At 67.7% G+C, this 19,097-nt stretch carries 16 protein-coding genes and 1 pseudogene; 7 read left to right on the top strand and 10 right to left on the bottom strand.

The features are described 5' to 3' along the window. Positions 1-50: 50 nt before the first annotated feature. The 4 genes from A5711_RS08645 to A5711_RS08630 all read right to left on the bottom strand — a co-directional run bounded on the left by A5711_RS08645 (position 51) and on the right by A5711_RS08630 (position 4,804). Complete coding sequence (locus tag A5711_RS08645) at positions 51-962, bottom strand: carbohydrate kinase (protein ID WP_067945470.1); 912 nt, start codon at positions 960-962, stop codon at positions 51-53. Further along, a complete protein-coding gene (locus A5711_RS08640; RefSeq protein ID WP_067945469.1) occupies positions 959-2,371 on the bottom strand; it encodes a mannitol dehydrogenase family protein in 1,413 nt (470 codons plus the stop codon). The genes A5711_RS08645 and A5711_RS08640 overlap by 4 nt, the downstream gene beginning before the upstream one ends. Before the next feature lie 70 nt (positions 2,372-2,441). Continuing rightward, the gene (locus A5711_RS08635) at positions 2,442-3,299 is read right to left on the bottom strand and encodes an HAD family phosphatase (RefSeq protein WP_067945467.1); all 858 of its coding nucleotides are present in this window, start codon (positions 3,297-3,299) and stop codon (positions 2,442-2,444) included. Then, entirely contained in the window at positions 3,296-4,804 is a 1,509-nt protein-coding gene (locus A5711_RS08630) for a mannitol dehydrogenase family protein (RefSeq protein WP_197500936.1), read from the bottom strand. Before A5711_RS08630 ends, A5711_RS08635 begins: the two co-directional genes overlap by 4 nt. Before the next feature lie 136 nt (positions 4,805-4,940). Here A5711_RS08630 and A5711_RS08625 point away from each other — a divergent pair, with 136 nt between their 5' ends. Both A5711_RS08625 and A5711_RS08620 read left to right on the top strand, forming a co-directional pair. After that, positions 4,941-7,199, top strand: a complete 2,259-nt coding sequence (locus tag A5711_RS08625) for an ATP-dependent DNA ligase (protein WP_231987443.1) — start codon at positions 4,941-4,943, stop codon at positions 7,197-7,199. Beyond that, positions 7,196-9,133 carry a fumarylacetoacetate hydrolase family protein gene (locus A5711_RS08620; protein ID WP_067945461.1) on the top strand — a complete coding sequence of 646 codons (1,938 nt, stop codon included), beginning with the start codon at positions 7,196-7,198 and terminating at the stop codon, positions 9,131-9,133. The genes A5711_RS08625 and A5711_RS08620 overlap by 4 nt, the downstream gene beginning before the upstream one ends. On the opposite strand, the gene A5711_RS08615 is transcribed toward A5711_RS08620, so the two are convergent. Beyond that, complete coding sequence (locus A5711_RS08615; protein ID WP_067945459.1) at positions 9,130-10,047, bottom strand: SAM-dependent methyltransferase; 918 nt, start codon at positions 10,045-10,047, stop codon at positions 9,130-9,132. The genes A5711_RS08620 and A5711_RS08615 overlap by 4 nt on opposite strands. Positions 10,048-10,121: 74 nt before the next feature. Between A5711_RS08615 and A5711_RS08610 the strand changes: the two genes are divergently transcribed. Continuing rightward, positions 10,122-10,928, top strand: a complete 807-nt coding sequence (locus A5711_RS08610; protein WP_067945457.1) for an enoyl-CoA hydratase/isomerase family protein — start codon at positions 10,122-10,124, stop codon at positions 10,926-10,928. Between the two features lie 7 nt (positions 10,929-10,935). On the opposite strand, the gene A5711_RS08605 is transcribed toward A5711_RS08610, so the two are convergent. The 4 genes from A5711_RS08605 to A5711_RS08590 form a co-directional block, all read right to left on the bottom strand. Next, positions 10,936-11,802 carry an LLM class flavin-dependent oxidoreductase gene (locus A5711_RS08605; RefSeq protein ID WP_067945455.1) on the bottom strand — a complete coding sequence of 289 codons (867 nt, stop codon included), beginning with the start codon at positions 11,800-11,802 and terminating at the stop codon, positions 10,936-10,938. 89 nt (positions 11,803-11,891) lie between these two features. Then, positions 11,892-12,656, bottom strand: coding sequence for an STAS domain-containing protein (locus tag A5711_RS08600; protein ID WP_067945453.1), 765 nt, complete (start codon positions 12,654-12,656; stop codon positions 11,892-11,894). Between the two features lie 445 nt (positions 12,657-13,101). Continuing rightward, positions 13,102-14,088 carry a DUF4873 domain-containing protein gene (locus A5711_RS08595; protein WP_231987444.1) on the bottom strand — a complete coding sequence of 329 codons (987 nt, stop codon included), beginning with the start codon at positions 14,086-14,088 and terminating at the stop codon, positions 13,102-13,104. Between the two features lie 242 nt (positions 14,089-14,330). Next, positions 14,331-15,239: a diiron oxygenase gene (locus A5711_RS08590; protein WP_067945451.1), complete on the bottom strand. Its 909-nt coding sequence runs from the start codon at positions 15,237-15,239 to the stop codon at positions 14,331-14,333. A gap of 119 nt (positions 15,240-15,358) precedes the next feature. Between A5711_RS08590 and cobF the strand changes: the two genes are divergently transcribed. The 4 genes and pseudogenes from cobF (at position 15,359) to A5711_RS08575 (ending at position 17,762) form a co-directional block, all read left to right on the top strand. After that, a complete protein-coding gene (gene cobF / locus A5711_RS08585) occupies positions 15,359-16,102 on the top strand; it encodes a precorrin-6A synthase (deacetylating) (protein ID WP_067945450.1) in 744 nt (247 codons plus the stop codon). Positions 16,103-16,107: 5 nt separating this feature from the next. Continuing rightward, positions 16,108-16,350, top strand: a pseudogene (locus A5711_RS27515) (DNA-formamidopyrimidine glycosylase family protein); the annotation flags it as partial. 153 nt (positions 16,351-16,503) lie between these two features. Further along, on the top strand, positions 16,504-16,971 hold the full coding sequence (locus A5711_RS27510) for a zinc finger domain-containing protein (protein ID WP_231986929.1): 468 nt from the start codon (positions 16,504-16,506) through the stop codon (positions 16,969-16,971). Between the two features lie 41 nt (positions 16,972-17,012). Then, the gene (locus A5711_RS08575; RefSeq protein WP_067945445.1) at positions 17,013-17,762 is read left to right on the top strand and encodes an SDR family oxidoreductase; all 750 of its coding nucleotides are present in this window, start codon (positions 17,013-17,015) and stop codon (positions 17,760-17,762) included. A 1-nt stretch (position 17,763) separates the two neighbouring features. Here A5711_RS08575 and A5711_RS08570 read toward each other — a convergent pair whose 3' ends face one another. Then, entirely contained in the window at positions 17,764-19,083 is a 1,320-nt protein-coding gene (locus A5711_RS08570; protein WP_067945443.1) for an oxygenase MpaB family protein, read from the bottom strand. Between the last annotated feature and the right edge of the window lie 14 nt (positions 19,084-19,097).

Genomic DNA, 19,097 nt, shown 5'->3' with positions numbered 1-19,097 from the left:
GCGGGGCCGTTGCGCCGCAGCTCGTGACCGCATCGAGGCCTGCCGAGAAGCTACGGCCCGTTTGCCTTGGCCCGCAGGTCGGCGCGAGAGGGGAGGTCTGCCCCAGCGCGGCCCACGGTCACGGCGGACGAAAGGCCGGCCGCCTCGAGCGCTTCCGCGAGGACGTTGATCGGGATGTTGCGCAGGGCGGCCCGGCGGTCGGCGCCCAATAAGTTCATGCCCCAGAGCGCATCGAGCAGGCCCACCGCGAAGGCGTCACCGGCGCCGACGGTGTCCACCACCCGGACCGGCCTGGCGGCCGCGCGTGCCTCGCCGGCCGAGCACACGGCCAGCGAGCCGCGGGCGCCCATCGTCACCACGACGATCGCCGGCCCCGACGCCAGCCAGCTTCGGGCGGTCTGCTCCGGTTCGTGATCGGGGTCGATCCAGCGCAGGTCCTCGTCGCTGACCTTGACGACGTCGCTGAGCTCCACCAGGCGTGCGATGCGGGCACGCGCCGAGGCCGGGTCGTCGATCAGCGACGGCCGCACGTTGGGGTCGAAGGTGACCGTAGCCGAGAGGCGGTAGGTCTCGATCAACGCCGCAACGGCCAGGCAGCCCGGCTCCCGCACGGCGGCGATGGACCCGGTATGGACGAACAGCGGTGGCGGAACTTCCGGTGTGCCGGAGAGCCGCCAGTCCAGATCGAACACGTAGTCTGCCGAACCGTCCTGGGCGAGAGTCGCGACCGCAGTCGGTGTCCGGGTAGCCGCAATGCTGCCCGGGACTAGCTGTGCGCCAGCAGTTTTCACGTAGTCGACGATGCGCCGGCCATATGGGTCGTCGGCGATGTGGGTCAGGAAGTCGACCTCGCGGCCCAGCCGGGCGAGTCCGACGGCGACGTTGAGCGGACTGCCGCCGACGTGCTCGTGGCCGTCGACGATGTCGATCAGCGACTCGCCGATCACCAGCCCGCGCGTCATCGCACCAGGGCCTCCAGAGTCGCCCGAGCTCCCTTGGCGTGCAACGAATCCAGCGCCCAGCAATACGCCTCGACAAACCTCGGTTGGTGGGCCAGATCGCAGAACACGGCGGTCACCTCGACGAACGCGGTGGGATTCTGGTGTTGCGACCGGGCGATCGGGATGAGCGAATCCGCGAGCTGGTCCACCACCTCGTAAGGCTTACCCCATTCGTCGGTGCCCTCGGCGTAGCGCGCCCAGCTGGCCGCCGCCGCGGCGGCCAGTTGAACCGGCCCGCCGGTGGCCAGGTTGTCGCAGATGACGGGAAACAGCCATTTCGGGATCCGGTCCGACGAGTAGGCGCAGATGCGCGCGACGGTGTCGCGCACGGCCGGGTTAGCGAACCGTTCGACCAGCGTGCGGCCGAATTCGTGCAGGTCGATTCCCGGCACCGGGGGCAGGGTGGGGATGGCCTCGGTGTCGAAGTACGAGAGCAGGAATTCGGCGAACAGGGGATCGCGCGCCGCCTCGTGGACGAACTGGAAGCCGCACAGATGAGCGAAGTAGGCCAAGCACTGATGCCCCGCGTTGAGCAGCCGCAGCTTCATCAGCTCGTACGGGCGCACGTCGTCGACCATCAGCACCCCCGCTTGCTCCAGCGGCGGGCGGCCATCGGCGAAGTCGTCCTCGATCACCCAGGCGGTGAAGGGTTCGGCAACCACCGGCCACCGGTCATCGACGCCGAAGTCACGCCGCACCTCCGCGGCCATCTCCAAAGTCGTTGCCGGAGTAATGCGGTCAACCATCGAACTAGGGAACCGGGCGTGTTCGGCCACCCACTCGGCCAACGCGGGATCTCTGCGTTCGGCACTGGCGAGCACGGTGCGCCTGGCGACTTCGCCGTTGCTCTCGATGTTGTCGCAGGAGACCACCGTCGGCGCGGGGACTCCCCGATCGCGCCGCCGGGCGAGCGCCTCGGTGATCAGCGCGAACGCAGGCCCATCGGGGTCGCGGTACCCACCTTCGGTGATGGTCAGCGAGATGATCCGGGTCGACGCCGCGGCGAGCACCTCTAACGCTGATTCCGGATCGTCCGGAGCGTAGCGGTAGTCAACGATCGACCCGATGACTTGGGCATCCCGACTCCCGTTGGGATTCTCCAAGATCAACGTGTACAGCCCGTCCTGGCCGTTGAGAACGTCGCGCATGGTCCAGTCGGCGGGCATCACCCCTACGCCGCAGATGCCCCAGTCGTGCGCCAGGCCCTGCTGCATCAGCAGGTTGAGGTACGCAGCCTGATGCGCCCGGTGGAAATGACCGGCGCCGATGTGCGCGATGCCGACGGTCACGCTGCCGCGGTCATAGTTCGGCGCCTCGATCGGCAGTTCTGGAAGCGACGCATTGTTCAGGTTGATCGCGCTAGCCACCATTGGGCAACTCCTCACCGGGCCACGGCCCGGACTGTCACCGGGCTCGTGGCGCCTCTCGACGGTAGATGTCCTACGCGAGGTGGGAACCCCCGGCCGGCACGGCCGACAACAGCAGGACATCGGCAAGCGCACGCCAGGAATCGGTGATCGCGACTGCGCCGGCATCAATCAATTCCTTTCGGCGGGAATCCCGTTCGTCGGGCAACACGAACATCAGGTTGCCTACGGTGGCGAAGCCGGCTGCGACCGCGGAGCTCACCCCGGCCACGGAATCTTCGATCGCCAACCCTTGCTCCGCTGCGACGCCCAATACCTCGCCGGAATGTAGGTACACCGCCGGGTCGGGTTTGCTTGTCGGCACCGGAAGTGAATCCTCCGCGCTGAAAGTCACGGCCTCCGGTATCAGCGAGTCGATGCCGGTGGCCGCGAAGCAGGCGCGCAGACGCTTGGTGGCGCTGGAGCTGACGGCCGCCAGCGCGTAGTGCGGTGCGAGGTCTCGCAGCGGTTGCAGCACATGCGGGTCGGGGGTCAGGGTGACCGCCAGATGAGCGGTGACCCGTTCGCGCTCTTCGCGCACCCACTGCTCGAGTTCGTCGGCGGACAACGCGTTGCCGCTCGCCATCTCACCGGCTGAGGCGACCACCGCCGCGGGGAGGCCGTCGGCCAACGCCGGGTCGAGCGGTAGTTGGCACTCGACCGCCAGGCCCAGCGCCATGGCGCGAAAGTTCTTCCCTACGGCCCGCTTACGCAACTCCTCGGAGTCGAGCGGAGCCGTCACCCCGAACCTGGCCAGGAAACGATTCATGACCTCGGTCGACGCCTCGAACGCCGGCCGCTCAGAAGCGAACAGGTTGTCATCGGCATCGCACAGCAAAGTCGTGATCGGTGCCGGGTCGAAGGTGCGCACGAAGGTCAGCCCGTCGGTCATCGTGCCACCAGCTCTCGCGCGTCGTTGCGCATCGCGTCGCGCAGCGTGGGCACCACGCCGCGCGTGTCGATCTGCGCAATCATCTCGCCGAGGCGGTCCGCAAAGCCGGGAACCGCTCGCAGCTCGGCGAACATCGCATGCCGCAGCAGCGGATCGGGGTTGTTGCCTGCCATGTTGGCCAACTTAGCCACCGGTATCGCCTGCGAGTCTTCGAGGCGCAGCTTGCGGCCCATGAGGTCGTGGCCGCGCATATACCGGGCCCATCCTGCAACGGCCAACATCAGCAGCGTGTGGGGTCTACCTTGCGCAATCGCCTCGTGCAGGGAGGGCAGCACGAACGAGGTGATTTTGCTGGTTCCCCGCCGGGCCAGCCGCGACAATTGGTCGCTCATGCGGGGGTTGCCGAGGCGATCGAGCAGGGTGGCGCGGTATTCCGGGGTGTTCATCCCGGGGACTGCGGGCAGCAGCGGCTGAATTTCGTCGCGCAGCAGCCTCTCGACGTAATCGAAGATGACGCGGTCGCGCATCGCTTCGTCGGTGCGCTGGTAACCGGCCAGCGTGGCCAGGCACGCGAGCGCGATATGGGTTCCGTTGAGCAGGCGCGTCTTGATCAGCTTGTGGTCGCTGACATCGGCAACGAATTCGGCACCGACCTCCTCGAGCGGCGGCCGCCCGTTGCTGAACGAATCCTCGATCACCCATTGGCGATACGGCTCGGTCACCACCGGACACCTGTCGGCCACGCCGAACGTCTGCTCGACGAATTCGCGCTCGGACGTCGAGGTTTGCGGGGTGATGCGATCGACCATGGTCGACGGGAACGCGACATGCCTTTCGATCCAGCGGGCAAGCCCCGGATCCTTGCACGCGGCGAACGACACCAGCGCGGTTCTCGCCGGCCGGGTGTCGCCGGGAATGTTGTCGCAGCAGAGCACGGTGAACGGCGCCAAGCCCGCGCGGCGGCGCCGATCGAGAGCTTCGGCGAGATATCCCCACGCGGTGGCGTAGCCGTCGGACGCGACCAGGTCGGCGCGCACGTCAGGGTGGTTCGCGTCGAACTCGTCGGTGACCGGGTCCAGGAAGTAGCCGTTGTCGGTGATGGTCAGGCTGACGATTCGGGTTTGGGGGTCGGCCAGAGCGGCGCGGACCGCCGCGCCGTCATTCGGTGCGTAGTGGACGGAGCCGATCGATCCGACCACGCGGGCGGTCTGGCCGTCATGGCCGCGTTGCACGACGGTGTAGAGGCCGTCCTGCGCCGACAGCAAGTCTTTGGCGCCGGGGGAGTGCAGGCTGACGCCGGTAACGCCCCACCGATGCGAAATGCCTGAGCGGGCAAGGTCGTCGAAGTAAACGGCCTGATGTGCGCGGTGGAAATTGCCCGCGCCGATGTGAACGACACCGCGTTGCAGTGCCGACCTTTCGTAGGTGGGTATCGCGATTCGCTGGGAGTGCAGTTGCAGGGTGGCATTGCTGAGGGGGACGCCGCCTTCTGGACGCCGGGACATTATGCGCATCGGTATCCCGTGCCCGACGTGCCCGCGGGTCTAACGCCTTCGTAATCGATGTCACAGAAATTTACGTTTGAGACATAATCCGTGGTGGGAAGCCATGATCGCTGCTCAGGCGCGTAAGTTGACTCTCATGGCACCGCGGGTGAAGCTCACCAACGCCGACAAGGTGCTCTACCCCGCCACCGGCACCACCAAGCGGGACGTCTTCGACTACTACACCCGGATCGCCGAGGTGATGATCCCGCACATCGCGGGGCGCCCGGCCACCCGCAAGCGCTGGCCCAATGGCGTCGAACAGGATTCGTTCTTCGAGAAGCAACTGGCCTCGTCGGCGCCGGACTGGCTGCCGCGCGCGAGCGTCACGCACCGGTCCGGAACCACGACGTATCCGATCATCGACAGCCCCGAAGGGCTGGCCTGGATCGCGCAACAGGCCGCGCTGGAAGTGCACGTGCCGCAGTGGCGGTTCGTCGCGGAGTGGACCCGAAGCAAAGCCGAAGAGCTGAAGCCCGGTCCGGCCACCCGATTGGTGTTCGACCTCGACCCCGGTGAGGGCGTGACCATGGCTCAGCTCGCCGAGGTGGCCCATGCCGTGCGCGATCTCATCGGCGGAATCGGGTTGACCCTGTTTCCGCTCACCAGCGGCAGCAAAGGCCTGCACCTCTACGCACAGCTGGCGGAGCCGGTGAGCAGCAAGGGGGCGACGGTGCTGGCGAAACGGGTTGCCCAGCAACTGGAAAAGTCGATGCCCAAGCTGGTCACGTCGACCATGACCCGGAGCCTGCGGGCGGGAAAGGTGTTCCTGGACTGGAGCCAGAACAACGGGGCGAAGACGACCATCGCGCCGTATTCGTTGCGCGGGCGCGAACATCCCACGGTCGCGGCGCCGCGCACGTGGGAAGAGCTCGCCACCCCGGCGTCGCTGCGTCAATTGCGCTACGACGAGGTGCTGGACCGGGTGGCGCGCGACGGGGATCTGCTGGCGACACTGGACAACGACGTTGCCGTCGCGGATCGGCTGACCAAGTACCGCAGCATGCGCGACGCGTCGAAAACGCCGGAACCCGTCCCCCGGACGAAACCGGCCACGGGCCAAGGCAATTCCTTCGTCATCCAGGAGCACCATGCCCGCCGGCTGCACTACGACTTCCGGCTGGAGCGCGACGGCGTGCTGGTGTCGTGGGCGGTGCCGAAGAACCTGCCCGAAACCACATCGGTGAACCACCTGGCGGTGCACACCGAGGATCATCCGCTGGAGTACGCGACCTTCGAGGGCAACATCCCCAAAGGGGAATACGGGGCGGGAAAGGTGATCATCTGGGACTCCGGGACCTACGAGGCGGAGAAGTTCCTCGAGAACGAGGTCATCGTCAATCTGCGCGGTAGCAAGGTTTCCGGCCGCTACGCGCTGATCCAAACCAGGGGCGACCAGTGGCTGGCGCACCGGATGAAAGACCAGAAGGTCTTCGACTTCGACGGGATCGCACCCATGCTCGCCACCCACGGCTCGGTGAATTCGTGCAAGGCGAGTCAGTGGGCGTTCGAAGGTAAATGGGACGGCTACCGGCTGCTGGTCGAAATCGACCACGGTGTCCTGCGGGTGCGGTCCCGGCGCGGTCGCGAGGTCACCAACGAATATCCGCAATTACGTTCGCTCGCGGCAGATCTCGCCGATCATCACGTGGTGCTGGACGGCGAGGCCGTCGTCTTGGACGCCGCCGGGGTGCCGAGCTTTCACGCGATGCAGAACCGCGGCCGCGGGAGCCGAGTGGAATTCTGGGCGTTCGATGTGCTGTATCTCGATGGCAGTTCGCTGCTGAGGGCTCGCTACCAGGACCGCCGAAAGTTGTTGGAAACACTCGCGAGTGGCAGTGACCTCATCGTGCCCGAGTTGTTGCCGGGCGATGGGAAACAGGCGCTGGAGCACTCGGGCAAGCACGGCTGGGAGGGTGTGGTCGCCAAGAAGCGCGACTCCACCTATCAGCCGGGCCGACGCTCGGCATCCTGGATCAAGGACAAGCACTGGAACACTCAGGAAGTCGTGATCGGCGGCTGGAAGGCCGGGGAGGGTGGCCGCAGCAGCGGCATCGGCTCACTGCTGATGGGCATTCCCACCGACGGTGGCCTGCACTTCGCCGGGCGGGTCGGCACCGGGTTCACCGAACGTGACCTGGCGAACTTGAAGAAGACCCTGGCGCCGCTGCACACCGACCAATCCCCCTTCACCCCACCGCTTCCCCGCAGCGAGGCCAGGGGCGTGACCTACGTCGAGCCGGTGCTGGTGGGCGAGGTGCGCTACAGCGAGTGGACCCCCGACGACCGGTTGCGTCAATCGAGCTGGCGCGGACTGCGTCCGGACAAGGAACCGAGTGAGGTGGTGCGCGAATGAAATGGGTGACCTACCTTGACGCCGACGGCGAACGCACCGGGGTGCTGTCCGGTGACGCCATCCACGCGATGCCCGCCGGCGTGACGCTGCTCGGTCTGATCGGCCGTGGCGCCGAAGGGTTGCGCGCCGCCGGCGAGGAGGCGCTGCGCGCGCCGGCGGCCACCGTGCCCCTGGGCGCGGCGCGGCTCTTGGCCCCGATCCCACGGCCGCCGTCCATCCGTGACTCGCTGTGCTTTCTGGACCACATGCGCAACTGCCAGGCCGCGCTGGGCGCCGGGCGAACGCTCGCTGACACCTGGTATCGCATACCGGCTTTCTACTTCGCCTGCCCGGCAACGGTTTTGGGACCCTACGACGACGCCCCCACCGCGCCCGGAAGTGCTTGGCAGGACTTCGAATTGGAGATCGCCGCGGTCATCGGGACCGGTGGACGGGACCTCTCGGTCGAGGAAGCCGAACGCGCCATCATCGGTTACACCATCTTCAACGACTGGTCGGCGCGTGACCTGCAGCAAATGGAAAGCCAACTCAGGATCGGGCAGGGCAAGGGCAAAGACAGCGGCGTCACGCTGGGCCCGTACCTGGTGACGCCCGACGAGCTCGAGCCGTACCGCCGGGACGGCAGGCTCGACCTGAGGGTGACCGCCCTGGTCAACGGTGCCGTGATCGGGTCGGGGTCGACCGCCCAAATGGATTGGACCTTCGGCGAAGTCATCTCCTACGCCTCGCGCGGCGTGACGCTCGTCCCCGGTGACGTCATCGGCTCCGGCACGGTGCCGACCTGCACGCTGGTCGAGCACCTGAACCCGACAGCGCTGGAGTCGTTCCCCGGCTGGCTGCACGACGGCGACGTCGTCACGCTTCAGGTCCAGGGGCTCGGCGAGACCCGGCAAACCGTGCGCGCCAGCGGCGCGCCGCATCCCCTGGCGGCCCGGCCCAATCCGGACGCGGCGCCAGCCCCGCGGCGGGTGAACCGGGCGCCCGCGAAGGTGCCCTACACCCGTGGCCTGCACGAGGTCGCCGACCGGGTGTGGGCGTGGACGCTGCCCGACGGCGGCTACGGGTGGAGCAACGCCGGACTGGTGGCCGGCGATGGGGCGTCCCTGCTCGTCGACACCCTGTTCGACCTGGCGCTGACCCGCGAAATGCTCACCGCGATGCGGGATATCACCTCGTCGGCACCCATCACCGACGCGCTGATCACCCACTCGAACGGTGACCACACCCACGGCAATCAACTGCTCGACGCCTCGGTGCGGATCATCGCCGCGCGGGGCACCGCCGACGAGATCGCGCACGGGATGGCGCCCGAGATGCTGGCGATGGCGCAGACCGCGAACCTCGGCCCGGTCGCCACCCCCTACACGCGAGACCGCTTCGGGCACTTCGACTTCAGCGGCATCACGGTGCGCAACGCGGATCAAACGTTCGACCGGGAGCTGACCATCGAGGTGGGCGGGCGGCGCATCGACCTGCTGAACCTGGGGCCCGCGCATACCGCCGCGGATTCGGTGGTTCACGCGCCCGACGCGGGGGTCCTCTTCGGTGGCGACCTGCTGTTCATCGGCTGCACCCCGATCGTGTGGGCCGGCCCGATCGCCAACTGGATCGCCGCGTGCGACGCGATGATCGCGCTCGACGCGCCGACAGTGGTACCCGGCCATGGCCCCGTCAGCGACCCGGACGGAATCCGCGCAGTCCGTGGGTATCTCGCGCACGTTTCCGAACAAACTGAGGCCGCCTACCGCCGGCGGTTGTCGTGGTCCGACGCGGCGGACACCATCGACCTCGGTGAGTATGCGACTTGGCTGGATGCGGAGCGCGTGGTCGTCAACGTCTACCAGCGGTACCGCGAACTCGACCCCGACACCCCGCAGCTGGAGGTCATGGCCCTGCTGGTGATGCAGGCCGAGTGGCTGGCCAAGCGGGGCTAAAGCCGCACGGCCCGGACGAATTTGATCGTGGTGGCCGGTACCTGCTCTTCAGCCTGGCCCAACTCCGGCAGCCCGGCAGCGGAGAACAGGTCGGTGAGCCGGGATTCGGTGGTGTCCCAACCGTTCTCATGCAGATGGGCGGCGACGTCGGTGTGCTCGCCCGGGTACGCCAACTTGCTCAGGTCCATGTCGAGCCCCCACCGTCGCCAGCCTTCGTTCATGTGCCCGGCTTGTTGCTGGGCCTCAGGCGACGTCCCGGTCACCGTTCCGTAGTCGGCGGCGAACCTGCTGCCCTCGGCGGACAGCGGGATGATGGAGTCCAGCAGCCGGACCTCGGCCTCGGGCGGGAGCCATCCGATGAGCACGCCCTCGGCGAGCCAGGCCGTCGGATGGGCCGGATCGAAACCCGCCTCCTGTAGCGCCGCCGGCCAGTCGTCGCGCAGATCGATCCCCACCTCGCGAAGCTTGACGGTGGGCGCCGCCCCGATCTCGGACATCGTCGCCGCCTTGAACGCGATCACCTCGGGCTGATCGATCTCGTACACCGTCGTCCCGATCGGCCAGCGCAGCCGGTAGGCGCGGGAATCCAGTCCCGAAGCCACGATCACCACCTGCAGCAGCCCTGCTTGGCCGGCCGCCGCGAAATAGTCATCGAAGTATCGGGCGCGGGCGGCGAACGTGTCGACCATCCGAGGAAACCCGACGCTCTGCTCGAGCTCCCCGGAATCCAGTTCGCCGCTGGCCAGCTTGGTGAACACATCCAATCCGACGGCACGCACCAGCGGCTCGGCGAAGTCATCGGTGACGACCGGCTGCGGACGCTTGCTCGCGGCGGCCCTGGCGGCGGCGACCATGGTGGCCGTCGCTCCCACGCTGTTGGCGAGGTCCCAGCTGTCACCTTCGGTTCGTGCCATGGTTTCTCCTTCGATGTGGCGGCCAAACTACGGTATGCCCCGTCGGTGAATATCGCGTCGCTTACGGTTCCCGTATGCCCGCAGTGGAATTGGAAACCCTCGAAGGCGGCATCGCCCGCATCACCCTGAACCGGCCCGAGCGCCTCAACGCCATCGACGGATCCCTGATCGACGGCGTGGACCGAGCCTTGGACGTCCTCGGCGGCGGCGACTTCCGGGCCGCGATCCTGACCGGCGCCGGACGCGGATTCTGCGCCGGGGCCGACCTGAGCGGCACCGGAGAGCCGTGGACCAAGCCCAGGCCGTCGACCCCGCCGTTCAAGGTCAACTACGACTCCCAGGTCCGCTTGGCCGAGCTGTTCATCCGTATTTATGAGCTGCCCATCCCGGTGATCGCCGCCGTCAACGGCGTGGCCGTCGGGGGAGGGCTGGCGTTCACGCTGGTGTCCGACATCCGTGTTGCTTCCGATGCGGCCAGGTTCTCCTCGGCGTTCATCAAGGCGGGCTTCTCGTCGATGGATATGGGCACCAGTTATCTGCTGCCGAAGATCGTCGGCGCGGGAGTGGCGCGCGAACTCATGCTGACTGGCCGCATCATCGACGCGGCCGAGGCCTACCGCATCAGGCTGGTACACGAGGTCGTGGCCCCCGACGAGCTGATGGCGGCCGCGCTGAAGGTCGCCCGGTCGATCGCCGAGAACAACGCCTACGGCGTATGGCAGACCAAGATCGGGCTCAACGCGGCACTGGACGCGCCAAGCCTGCGGCATGCCATCGAGATCGAGAACCGCACCCAGATCCTGACCGGTTTCACCAACAACCCGTCCGAGGCGGCCAAGGCGCACCGGGAGAAGCGGGCTCCGAAGTGGGATCCGCTGTGACCGCTGGCTAGACCTTCGCGATGACGTTCTCGGCGAACATCTCGAGGTTGCGGATCTTGTTCTCCAGCGGCTCGGTGTCCTTTCCCTTGATGTAGGGGATGCGGAACCCGACGATGGCGTCGGTGACGCCCTTGTCTTCGAGCCGTTTGATCCCGTCGACGGTGTACGCGTCGGCCGAGATGACGTGGATCTGGAACGGCCCGGTCTTGCCGGCTTCTTCGCGATACCGCTTGAGCTTGGCGATGAGCGCGTCGAGTTCTTCCGGGTCACCGCCGCCGTGCATCCAGCCGTCCAGCCGGGCCGCGCGGCGCAGCGCGGCGTCGGCATGCCCGCCGATCAGCACCGGGATCGGCTGGGTGGGGGCGGGTGTCATCTTGGTCTTCGGGATGTCGTAGAACTCGCCGTGGAATTCGAAGTAGTCACCGCTGGTGAGCCCCTGGATGATTTCGATGCATTCGTCCATGCGCTTGCCGCGCCTGGCGAACGGGACGCCCAGCAGTTCGTAGTCCTCCGGCCACGGGCTGGTGCCGACACCGAAGCCCACCCGGTTGTTGGTCAGTGCGGCCAGCGAACCGATCTGCTTGGCTACCAGCGCCGGCGGCCGGATGGGCAGCTTGAGGACGAAGAAGTTGAAGTGCAGCTTCGTCGTGACCGCCCCCAATGCCGCTGTCAGGACGAAGGTTTCGATGAACTCCTTGCCATCCAGGAACTCGCGATCGCCGTCGGGCGTGTACGGGTACTTCGAGTCCGACTCGAAGGGATAGGCGATGCTGTCGGCGATGGTCATGGCGTGGTACCCGGCCGCCTCGGCCGCCTGGGCCAGCGGGATGTAATACCTGTAGTCGGTCATCGCCTCCGCGTAGGTGAACCGCACGTCATCTGCCTTCCTGGAAACGGGTCGTCACACGAGATTAGAACGTGTTCTAGTTCTACCCGTGCCCGGGTTCCCAGCACAATAAGGCGTCAGAGCTGGTTCTCTGGCCCGATGACCGCCCACACCGTCTTGCCGGCCGCGGTGGGCGTGCTGCCCCATGTGCGGGACAACGCGTCGACGATCGCCAAGCCGGACACGTCAATGCCGTTCGCCGGCGACGGCAGCCGCACGGCCGGCGCGTGGCTGCCGTCGGACACCGCGATGGTGGCCGTCGCGCCATGGCTCTCGATGCGCATCACGGGGAAGCTCGCGGTGTGTTCTAGCACGTTCTCGACGAACACGTTGACCACCACCAACGCGACCGGGATGAGTGTGGACTGCGACCAGGCGGTGAGCCATTCGCGGACCAGGCGACGCGATTCGCGCAGGCTGGTCAGGTCGGCGGGCAGCTGGGCGTCGGCGCGGCGCACGGCACGCCGGCTCTGCTGACCGAGCGCCTTCATCGCCGCCTTCTCGGTCGAGTAGACCGGCATGAAGTAGGCGACGCCGCTGCGGGTGATCGCCTCGCGTGTCCCGCGGTGCGCGCATACCAGCACGATCGGCACGTTGGGGTTGCCGCGAACCTGCCAGTGCGCGCCGATGAAGGTCGACCACGCCAATTCGGCGAGCACCTTGAGCGCGGAGATGTTGACGATGACGGCCGCGGGCTCGGCCAGCGTGGCCTGCAGGATGTGGTCGCGCAACGCCGAGGAGTTGGTCGTGTCGAGCACACCGTCGACGGTCAAAATCGCCACCGATTCATCCGTGCGCGTCGCGACGGCCAGCGAGCTGGAGGACTCGGCTACCGAGCTCACCACCGGAAACCCTTCGCGTTCGCCGGCCGAGGGTGGCGGGGCGCACGGGCTACCGGCGGGATCCGGAACGCAGGCGACGTCGCAGTCCGGCTGTTCAGCTGGGTCCTGTCGTCCGGTTCCATCGCTGCTCCTCGAATTGCGGCCGGGCCAACTGCTTGAGTATCCGCCCTCAGCGGCAAAAGTCTAATTCGGGTTGACCGGCGCGGACGCCGCCAGAAAGCACGGTCCGCTGGGGCCGCGGCCCGGGCGCACGCCACGGGCGGCCCGGTATAGGTGAGGCGCGTGCTAGTCCCCACCCGCTCGAGGCCCCCGCCTCTACCGCGCCGAACACGATGTTCGAATTCGCTGCGCAGCACGCGCATCCCGACGGATTACCACCTTCGGGCGGCGCCCAAACGCGAAAATGCGACCCGAAATCAGGCGATGAGCAGGCAAAAGCCGCGGGTCAGGTTGGCACGTACGGCGGTGCGCCCACCCCGGCGACCGAGTGCGTCCCCCACGGCGTTTGTTCGACGATCCGCGCGGCGGCGCTGCGCGCGCCCACGGTCAACGTCGCGGTCCGCGCTTGCCTAAGCGCCTGCTCGGGCAGCGGCCGCGACGGCGAACCGAACAGCGTTCCCTGCCAGTGGTAGCGGCCGTCGATCGGGTCGAGGTGGCCGGTGAGCCGGACCCGCACCGGATGGCTGGCGCCACCGATTTCCAGCATCGCCGCGCCGTCATAGGTGTCGCCGCGATCGGGCGCGCTGGCCGAAAGGTCGAAGGCGGACGCCACCGGGGGAGCCTGGTCGGGTGTGAGCTGGGCTCGCTCGTTGAACACCCCCAGGCTGCTGGCGCGCACCTCGATGCGGGTGCTGCCCGTGCGCTCCATCATCCGCAGGCAGTCGGCGACGTACCGGCCCTGCGCTTCCACGTCGGGCCCGGTGATGAAGAAGTAATTGGGGAAGCCGCGAACCGCCACGCCGTAGAAGGGCTCCATGCCGTCGCGCCAGGCCTGCCGGATGGTCAGCCCGCCGGCACCGATCAGCGTGCGATCGGCCGGCTCCTCGCGGACCGAGAAGCCGGTGCCGTAGACGATGGCATCGACGCGGTGCTCGATGCCATCCCCGGTGCGGATGCCATAAGCGGTCACCGCCTCGATCGCCGACCCGGCCAGCGTGACCCGAGGACGCGCGTCGGTTGGCCGGGTGCGGTGACGCAGCCAGCGTGTGGCCCGCGTCGGCCACGACGGGAGCTCGGTGACCACGCGGCGGGGCGAGTGGGCGAAGACGGTGACCGACGCCGCCGCCTCGACCAGCCGGCGGAGGTGGTGACAGGCGGCGGTGTCGGTGCCGACCACCGCGATGCGCTTGCCGGACGGATCGAAGTCGGGGTCCCAGGCGGCCGCGTGAAACGACACGCCCAGAAACTGATCGCGGCCCGCGATGTCCGGCAACCAGGGCGCAAAGGGTGCCCCGTCGGCGGCGATGACGGCACGCGCCCGCACATCCTCGCCCGCGGCCGTCGTCAGCAGCCAGCTATCCGTGACGTCGTCGAATCTTGCCTGAACCGCCGACGCCGGCCCATCCAGAACCACGCAGTCGGTGACGCCGGCGGCCGGCAATGCCGCGCTCGCGCCGGCGTGCGCACCCAAGATGGCCACGGGACGGCGGGGCTCACCGGGGCCGCGCGGCCGCGTCACAGAAACCTGCTGCGCTTCCAGCCGCGGCGGGCGATGGGACCCAGCAGACCCACCTCGGAGAGGAACGCCGCCAGCGGGGCGAAACCGGCCACCTGCATCTCACGCCGATGCGGGCTGGTCCGGGCGACTCGTCGCGCCCGCTTCGGGTCCAGGCCCGTGCGCGCGTAGGGGACCGGGTTGCTGAACAGGTAGTTGAAGAAGTAGCCGCCCAGCCCGTTGATGTTGGCCATGAACCAGCGGTTCATCCGGGGCATTTCGGCCACGCGTTTGCGGGCGCCGTCGCGGGCGAACTGGATGTGGCGCGCTTCCTCGGTGACGTGAATCCGCATGAGGCGCTGGATGATCGGCTGCAGCTCCGGGTCGTCCATCATCTGCCGCTGCAGGGAATCGAAGATCTCTTCACCGATCAGCGCCGCCACCCACAACATCGAGCCGCGCTGGAACGCCAGCGGAAGCGCGTTGATGATCATCCGATGAAACAGCCGCGGCCGCACCGGCTTTGCGCCGATGCGCTCGATGGCCTTGCCGAACATGACCATGTGACGGGTCTCGTCGCCCAGCTCGGTCAGCTTGTAATGGGTCGACCGGCTCGTGGGGTCCTCGTGCAGGATCGTGCGCAGCAACGCTTGATTGAGCATGTTCTCGAACCAGATCCCGGCCGACAGCGTGTTGACCAGCTCCTGGCGCGACAGCTCGATCTGTTGCTCGCGGGTCATCTCGTCCCACATCGGGGTGCCGTAAAGCGACACCAGCCGCGGCGGCAGGTAGAACTTGTCCGGATCCAGCGGGGCGTCCCAGTCGATGTCGACGATCGGTTCGTAGGACTTCCTGACCGAGCCCCTGAGCAGGCGGTCGGAGAACTCCTCACGACTCGGCCCGCTCGACTTGACCGCAGTGGTGGTCATCGCTGGCGTCCCTTCATTGGGTGCTTCAGACGGTACCCATGGTACTGGGTACTTTTGGTCCCGACTAGGCCCTGAAGGTTTCGATTCGGCAATCTGATGCAAGCAACGAGGAGGGTTTCTTGGGCCCGCACATCCACGTCATCGGCGTCGGCGCCGGCGACCCCGCCTACGTGACCGTTCAGGCGATCGAGGCGCTCAACGACACCCAGGTGTTCTTCGCGATGGACAAAGGCGAGGCGAAAAGCGACCTGGTGGCGCTGCGGCGCGAGATCTGCGCCCGGTTCATCCGCGAGCCCGGCTACCGCTTCGTCGAGCTGCCCGACCCCAAACGGTCGGCCGACGCCGACTACCGCGAGGCCGTCTCGGACTGGCACGCGGCGCGGGCGCGGGTCTGGGCGGGCGCCATCGCCGCCGAGTTGGGCCGCGACGGCGTCGGCGCCTTCCTGGCCTGGGGCGACCCGTCGCTGTACGACAGCACGCTGCGCATCCTGGAAGCCATCAAGGACGAGCTCGAGTTCACCTTCGACGTCATCCCGGGCATCACCGCGGTCCAGGCCCTGACCGCCCGGCACCGCATACCGCTCAACGAGGTCGGGGAGCCGGTCCTGATCACCACCGGCAGGAAGTTGCGCGCGCACGGCCTGCACGGATCGGCGGTCGTGATGCTCGACGCCGAGTGCTCCTTTCGGACGTGCCCGCCCGACACCCACATCTGGTGGGGCGCCTACCTGGGCACCGTCGACGAGCTGTTGGTGGCGGGCACCGTCGGCGAGGTCGCCAGCCACGTCGCGGAACTGCGGGCCGAGGCCCGGGCGCGGCACGGCTGGATCATGGACACCTATTTACTCAGACCGGCAGACTGAAGGGCGTGCCCGAACTGCCCGAGGTGGAAGCCCTGGCCGACCATCTGCGCCGCCACGCCGTCGGCTTGACGATCGGCCGCGTCGACGTCGGCGCGCTCTCCGTCCTCAAGACCTTCGACCCGCCGCTCAGCGCGCTGCACGGACAACCCGTGACGGAGGCTCACCGGTGGGGCAAGTACCTCGGGTTGCAGGCGGGGGAGCTGTACTTGATCACCCACCTGTCGCGCGCGGGGTGGTTGCGGTGGTCGGACAAGCTGGCCGCGGCGCCGCTCCGGCCCGGCAAGGGTCCGATCGCGCTGCGCGTGCACCTGGGTACGCCCGGCGAGGCGCCGGGCTTTGACCTGACCGAGGCCGGCACCCAGAAGCGGCTGGCCGTGTGGCTCGTCGACGATCCGCAGGCGGTGCCCGGCATTGCCGCGCTCGGCCCCGACGCGCTGGAGCTCAGCGTCGACGACCTCGCCGGCCTGTTGGCCGGCAATACGGGTCGGATCAAGACGGTCATCACCGATCAGAAGGTGATCGCGGGCATCGGCAACGCGTACAGCGACGAAATCCTGCACGTCGCGAAGATCTCCCCGTTTGCGACCGCGGGCAAGCTGACCGATGAGCAGCTCGCCACGCTGCACGACGCGATGGTGTCCGTCCTGCGCGATGCGGTGAGCCGGTCCGTGGGCCAGGGGGCGGCCACGCTCAAAGGCGAGAAGCGCTCCGGACTGCGGGTGCATGCCCGCACCGGCCTGCCCTGCCCGGTGTGTGGGGACACCGTGCGTGAAGTTTCCTTCGCGGACAAGTCTTTTCAATACTGTCCGACATGCCAGACCGGCGGCAAGGTGCTGGCCGACCGGCGGATGTCACGGCTGCTCAAGTAGGCGACGGCTCGCGACTTGACACCTGTCGATATGCTGCCCGGATGACTCGTCAGAAGATCCTCATCACGGGTGCCAGTTCCGGCTTGGGCGCGGGCATGGCGCGAGCGTTCGCCGCCAAGGGCCGCGACCTGGCGTTGTGCGCCCGGCGCACCGACCGGCTGGACGAGCTGAAAGCCGAACTGTCGCAACAGTATCCGGACATCAAGATCGCTGTGGCGGCGCTGGATGTCAACGACCACGAGCAGGTGCCGAAGGTGTTCGGCGAACTCAGCGACGAACTCGGCGGTATCGACCGCGTCATCGTCAACGCCGGGATCGGCAAGGGCGCGAAGCTGGGCTCGGGCAAGCTGTGGGCCAACAAGGCGACCCTCGAGACCAACCTGGTGTCCGCGCTGGTGCAGATCGAGACCGCGCTGGAGATGTTCAACAACGCCGGTTCGGGCCACCTCGTGCTCATCTCGTCCGTCCTCGGCAACAAGGGAGTGCCGGGCGTCAAGGCCGCGTACGCCGCGAGCAAGGCCGGGCTGAGTTCGCTGGGCGAATCGCTGCGCGCCGAATATGCCAAGGGGCCCATCAAGGTTTCCGTGATCGAGCCCGGCTACATCGAGTCGGAGATGACGGCCAAGTCGAACAGCACAATGTTGATGGTGGACAACGAGACTGGCGTCAACGCGCTCGTCGCCGCCATGGAGCGTGAGCCCGGCCGGGCGGCCGTGCCCTGGTGGCCGTGGGCGCCGCTGGTGCAGGTGATGCGGGTGCTGCCGCCCCCGCTCACCAAGTGGTTCGCCTGATTCAATGCGGCACCGGCGTGTAATGCGCCGCGTCGCTGGTGAATTCGGGCTTGCCGTAGGTCGCCAGCCGTAGCTTGAGGAGCCCGATCACGTAGGCGTCGGTGATGTCCCGAAGCACGGGTATGCGGCTAGCGTGGCTCACGGCGGTGAACCGCCCGATGATGAAGGGTGCGGTGAGGGCGACGCGCACGAGGTCCGTCGGCCCCATTGAGACGCCCATGGCCTCGGCGATCTCACGGTTTCCATTGCAGAAGGTGCGAACGAAAGTGAGCTTGCTGAAACTCTTTTCGACCGCTTCGGCGCAACGGTCGAACAGCGTGGTGTCGGGGCGCAAGTAGGCCGCCATCGTGCCGCGGACGAGGTCTTGGCAGATGCTGTCGAATCCATCGCGCAGCAGTGCCGAGCGTGCGTGCATGACGTGGATGATGTCGGCCGGTTTCGAAGGCAGCAGTTCTTCCGGCAGCCCGAGCAAAAAGCAGCGGTACCTGGCGAATTCGACGACGGCGCGCTCTTCGGCGGTGAACTCCGTCCGGCCCTGTTGACGCGCCTTGCGGGCCAGCAGGTACTGGCCGATCATGCCGGCCGGCATCTGGTCGACCTGTGGCACGGGCATGCCGTACACGGCGGCGTCCCACTTGTCGGATTTCTTGAGGGCGTTGTAGCGGACCATCGAATGCATCAGCCTGACCATGGCGGCCGCCTCGAAACCGGGGCCGAAACGGTCCAGCGCACCGGGCAGGGTGGTGACCGCGAAGAAACTGGCGGTCTCATTTACCCGCCGGGCGGCCCGCTTGCCCGAGAGCGCGCCGGTCAGCGCCATCGGCAGCGCGGCGTAGGTGTTGGTGAAGGTCGCGATGAAGGCCCCCCGGGTGATGAAGGGGGCCAGCAGCGCTGCGGGGATCCGCTCTTGGCGGGCGCCCTCGCGGACCAGATCGAAGTCGATCCATCCCGGGGTGGCCTCCATGGCGGCGATGAACGAAACCAGTTCGGGGGGCGCGTCGGGCACCGCCTCGATTCCCTCTCGGCAGGCCGTCTTGAGCATGTCGATCAGCTGAACGACGCTGTGCGAAGCCATCAGTGCCGCATAGGGATCGGCGACGACGTCGCCGAGCAGGGTGGCAGTGCTCATCAACTCGACCACGCGGTCGTCTTCCAGGATCGGGGCGCGATCGGCGATCCAGGCGGGCAGGGCCGAGTCGACGTCGGGCTCCGTGGCCAGACGATCCGGCCGCCGGTCGAAGTCGAAGTCTCCATACAGGGCGGGCTGCAGTTCGCGCTGGCTGCGGACTCGCTCGGCGAGTTCGGGGTAGTACGTGACCATCGCTGCCTCCCATT

Origin of the sequence: Mycobacterium sp. E2238, from assembly GCF_001672665.1 — a bacterium.
Classification (GTDB): Bacteria; Actinomycetota; Actinomycetes; order Mycobacteriales; family Mycobacteriaceae; genus Mycobacterium.
The sequence above is the reverse complement of the archived record's forward strand: the minus strand, read 5'-3'. Positions and strand labels throughout refer to the sequence as shown.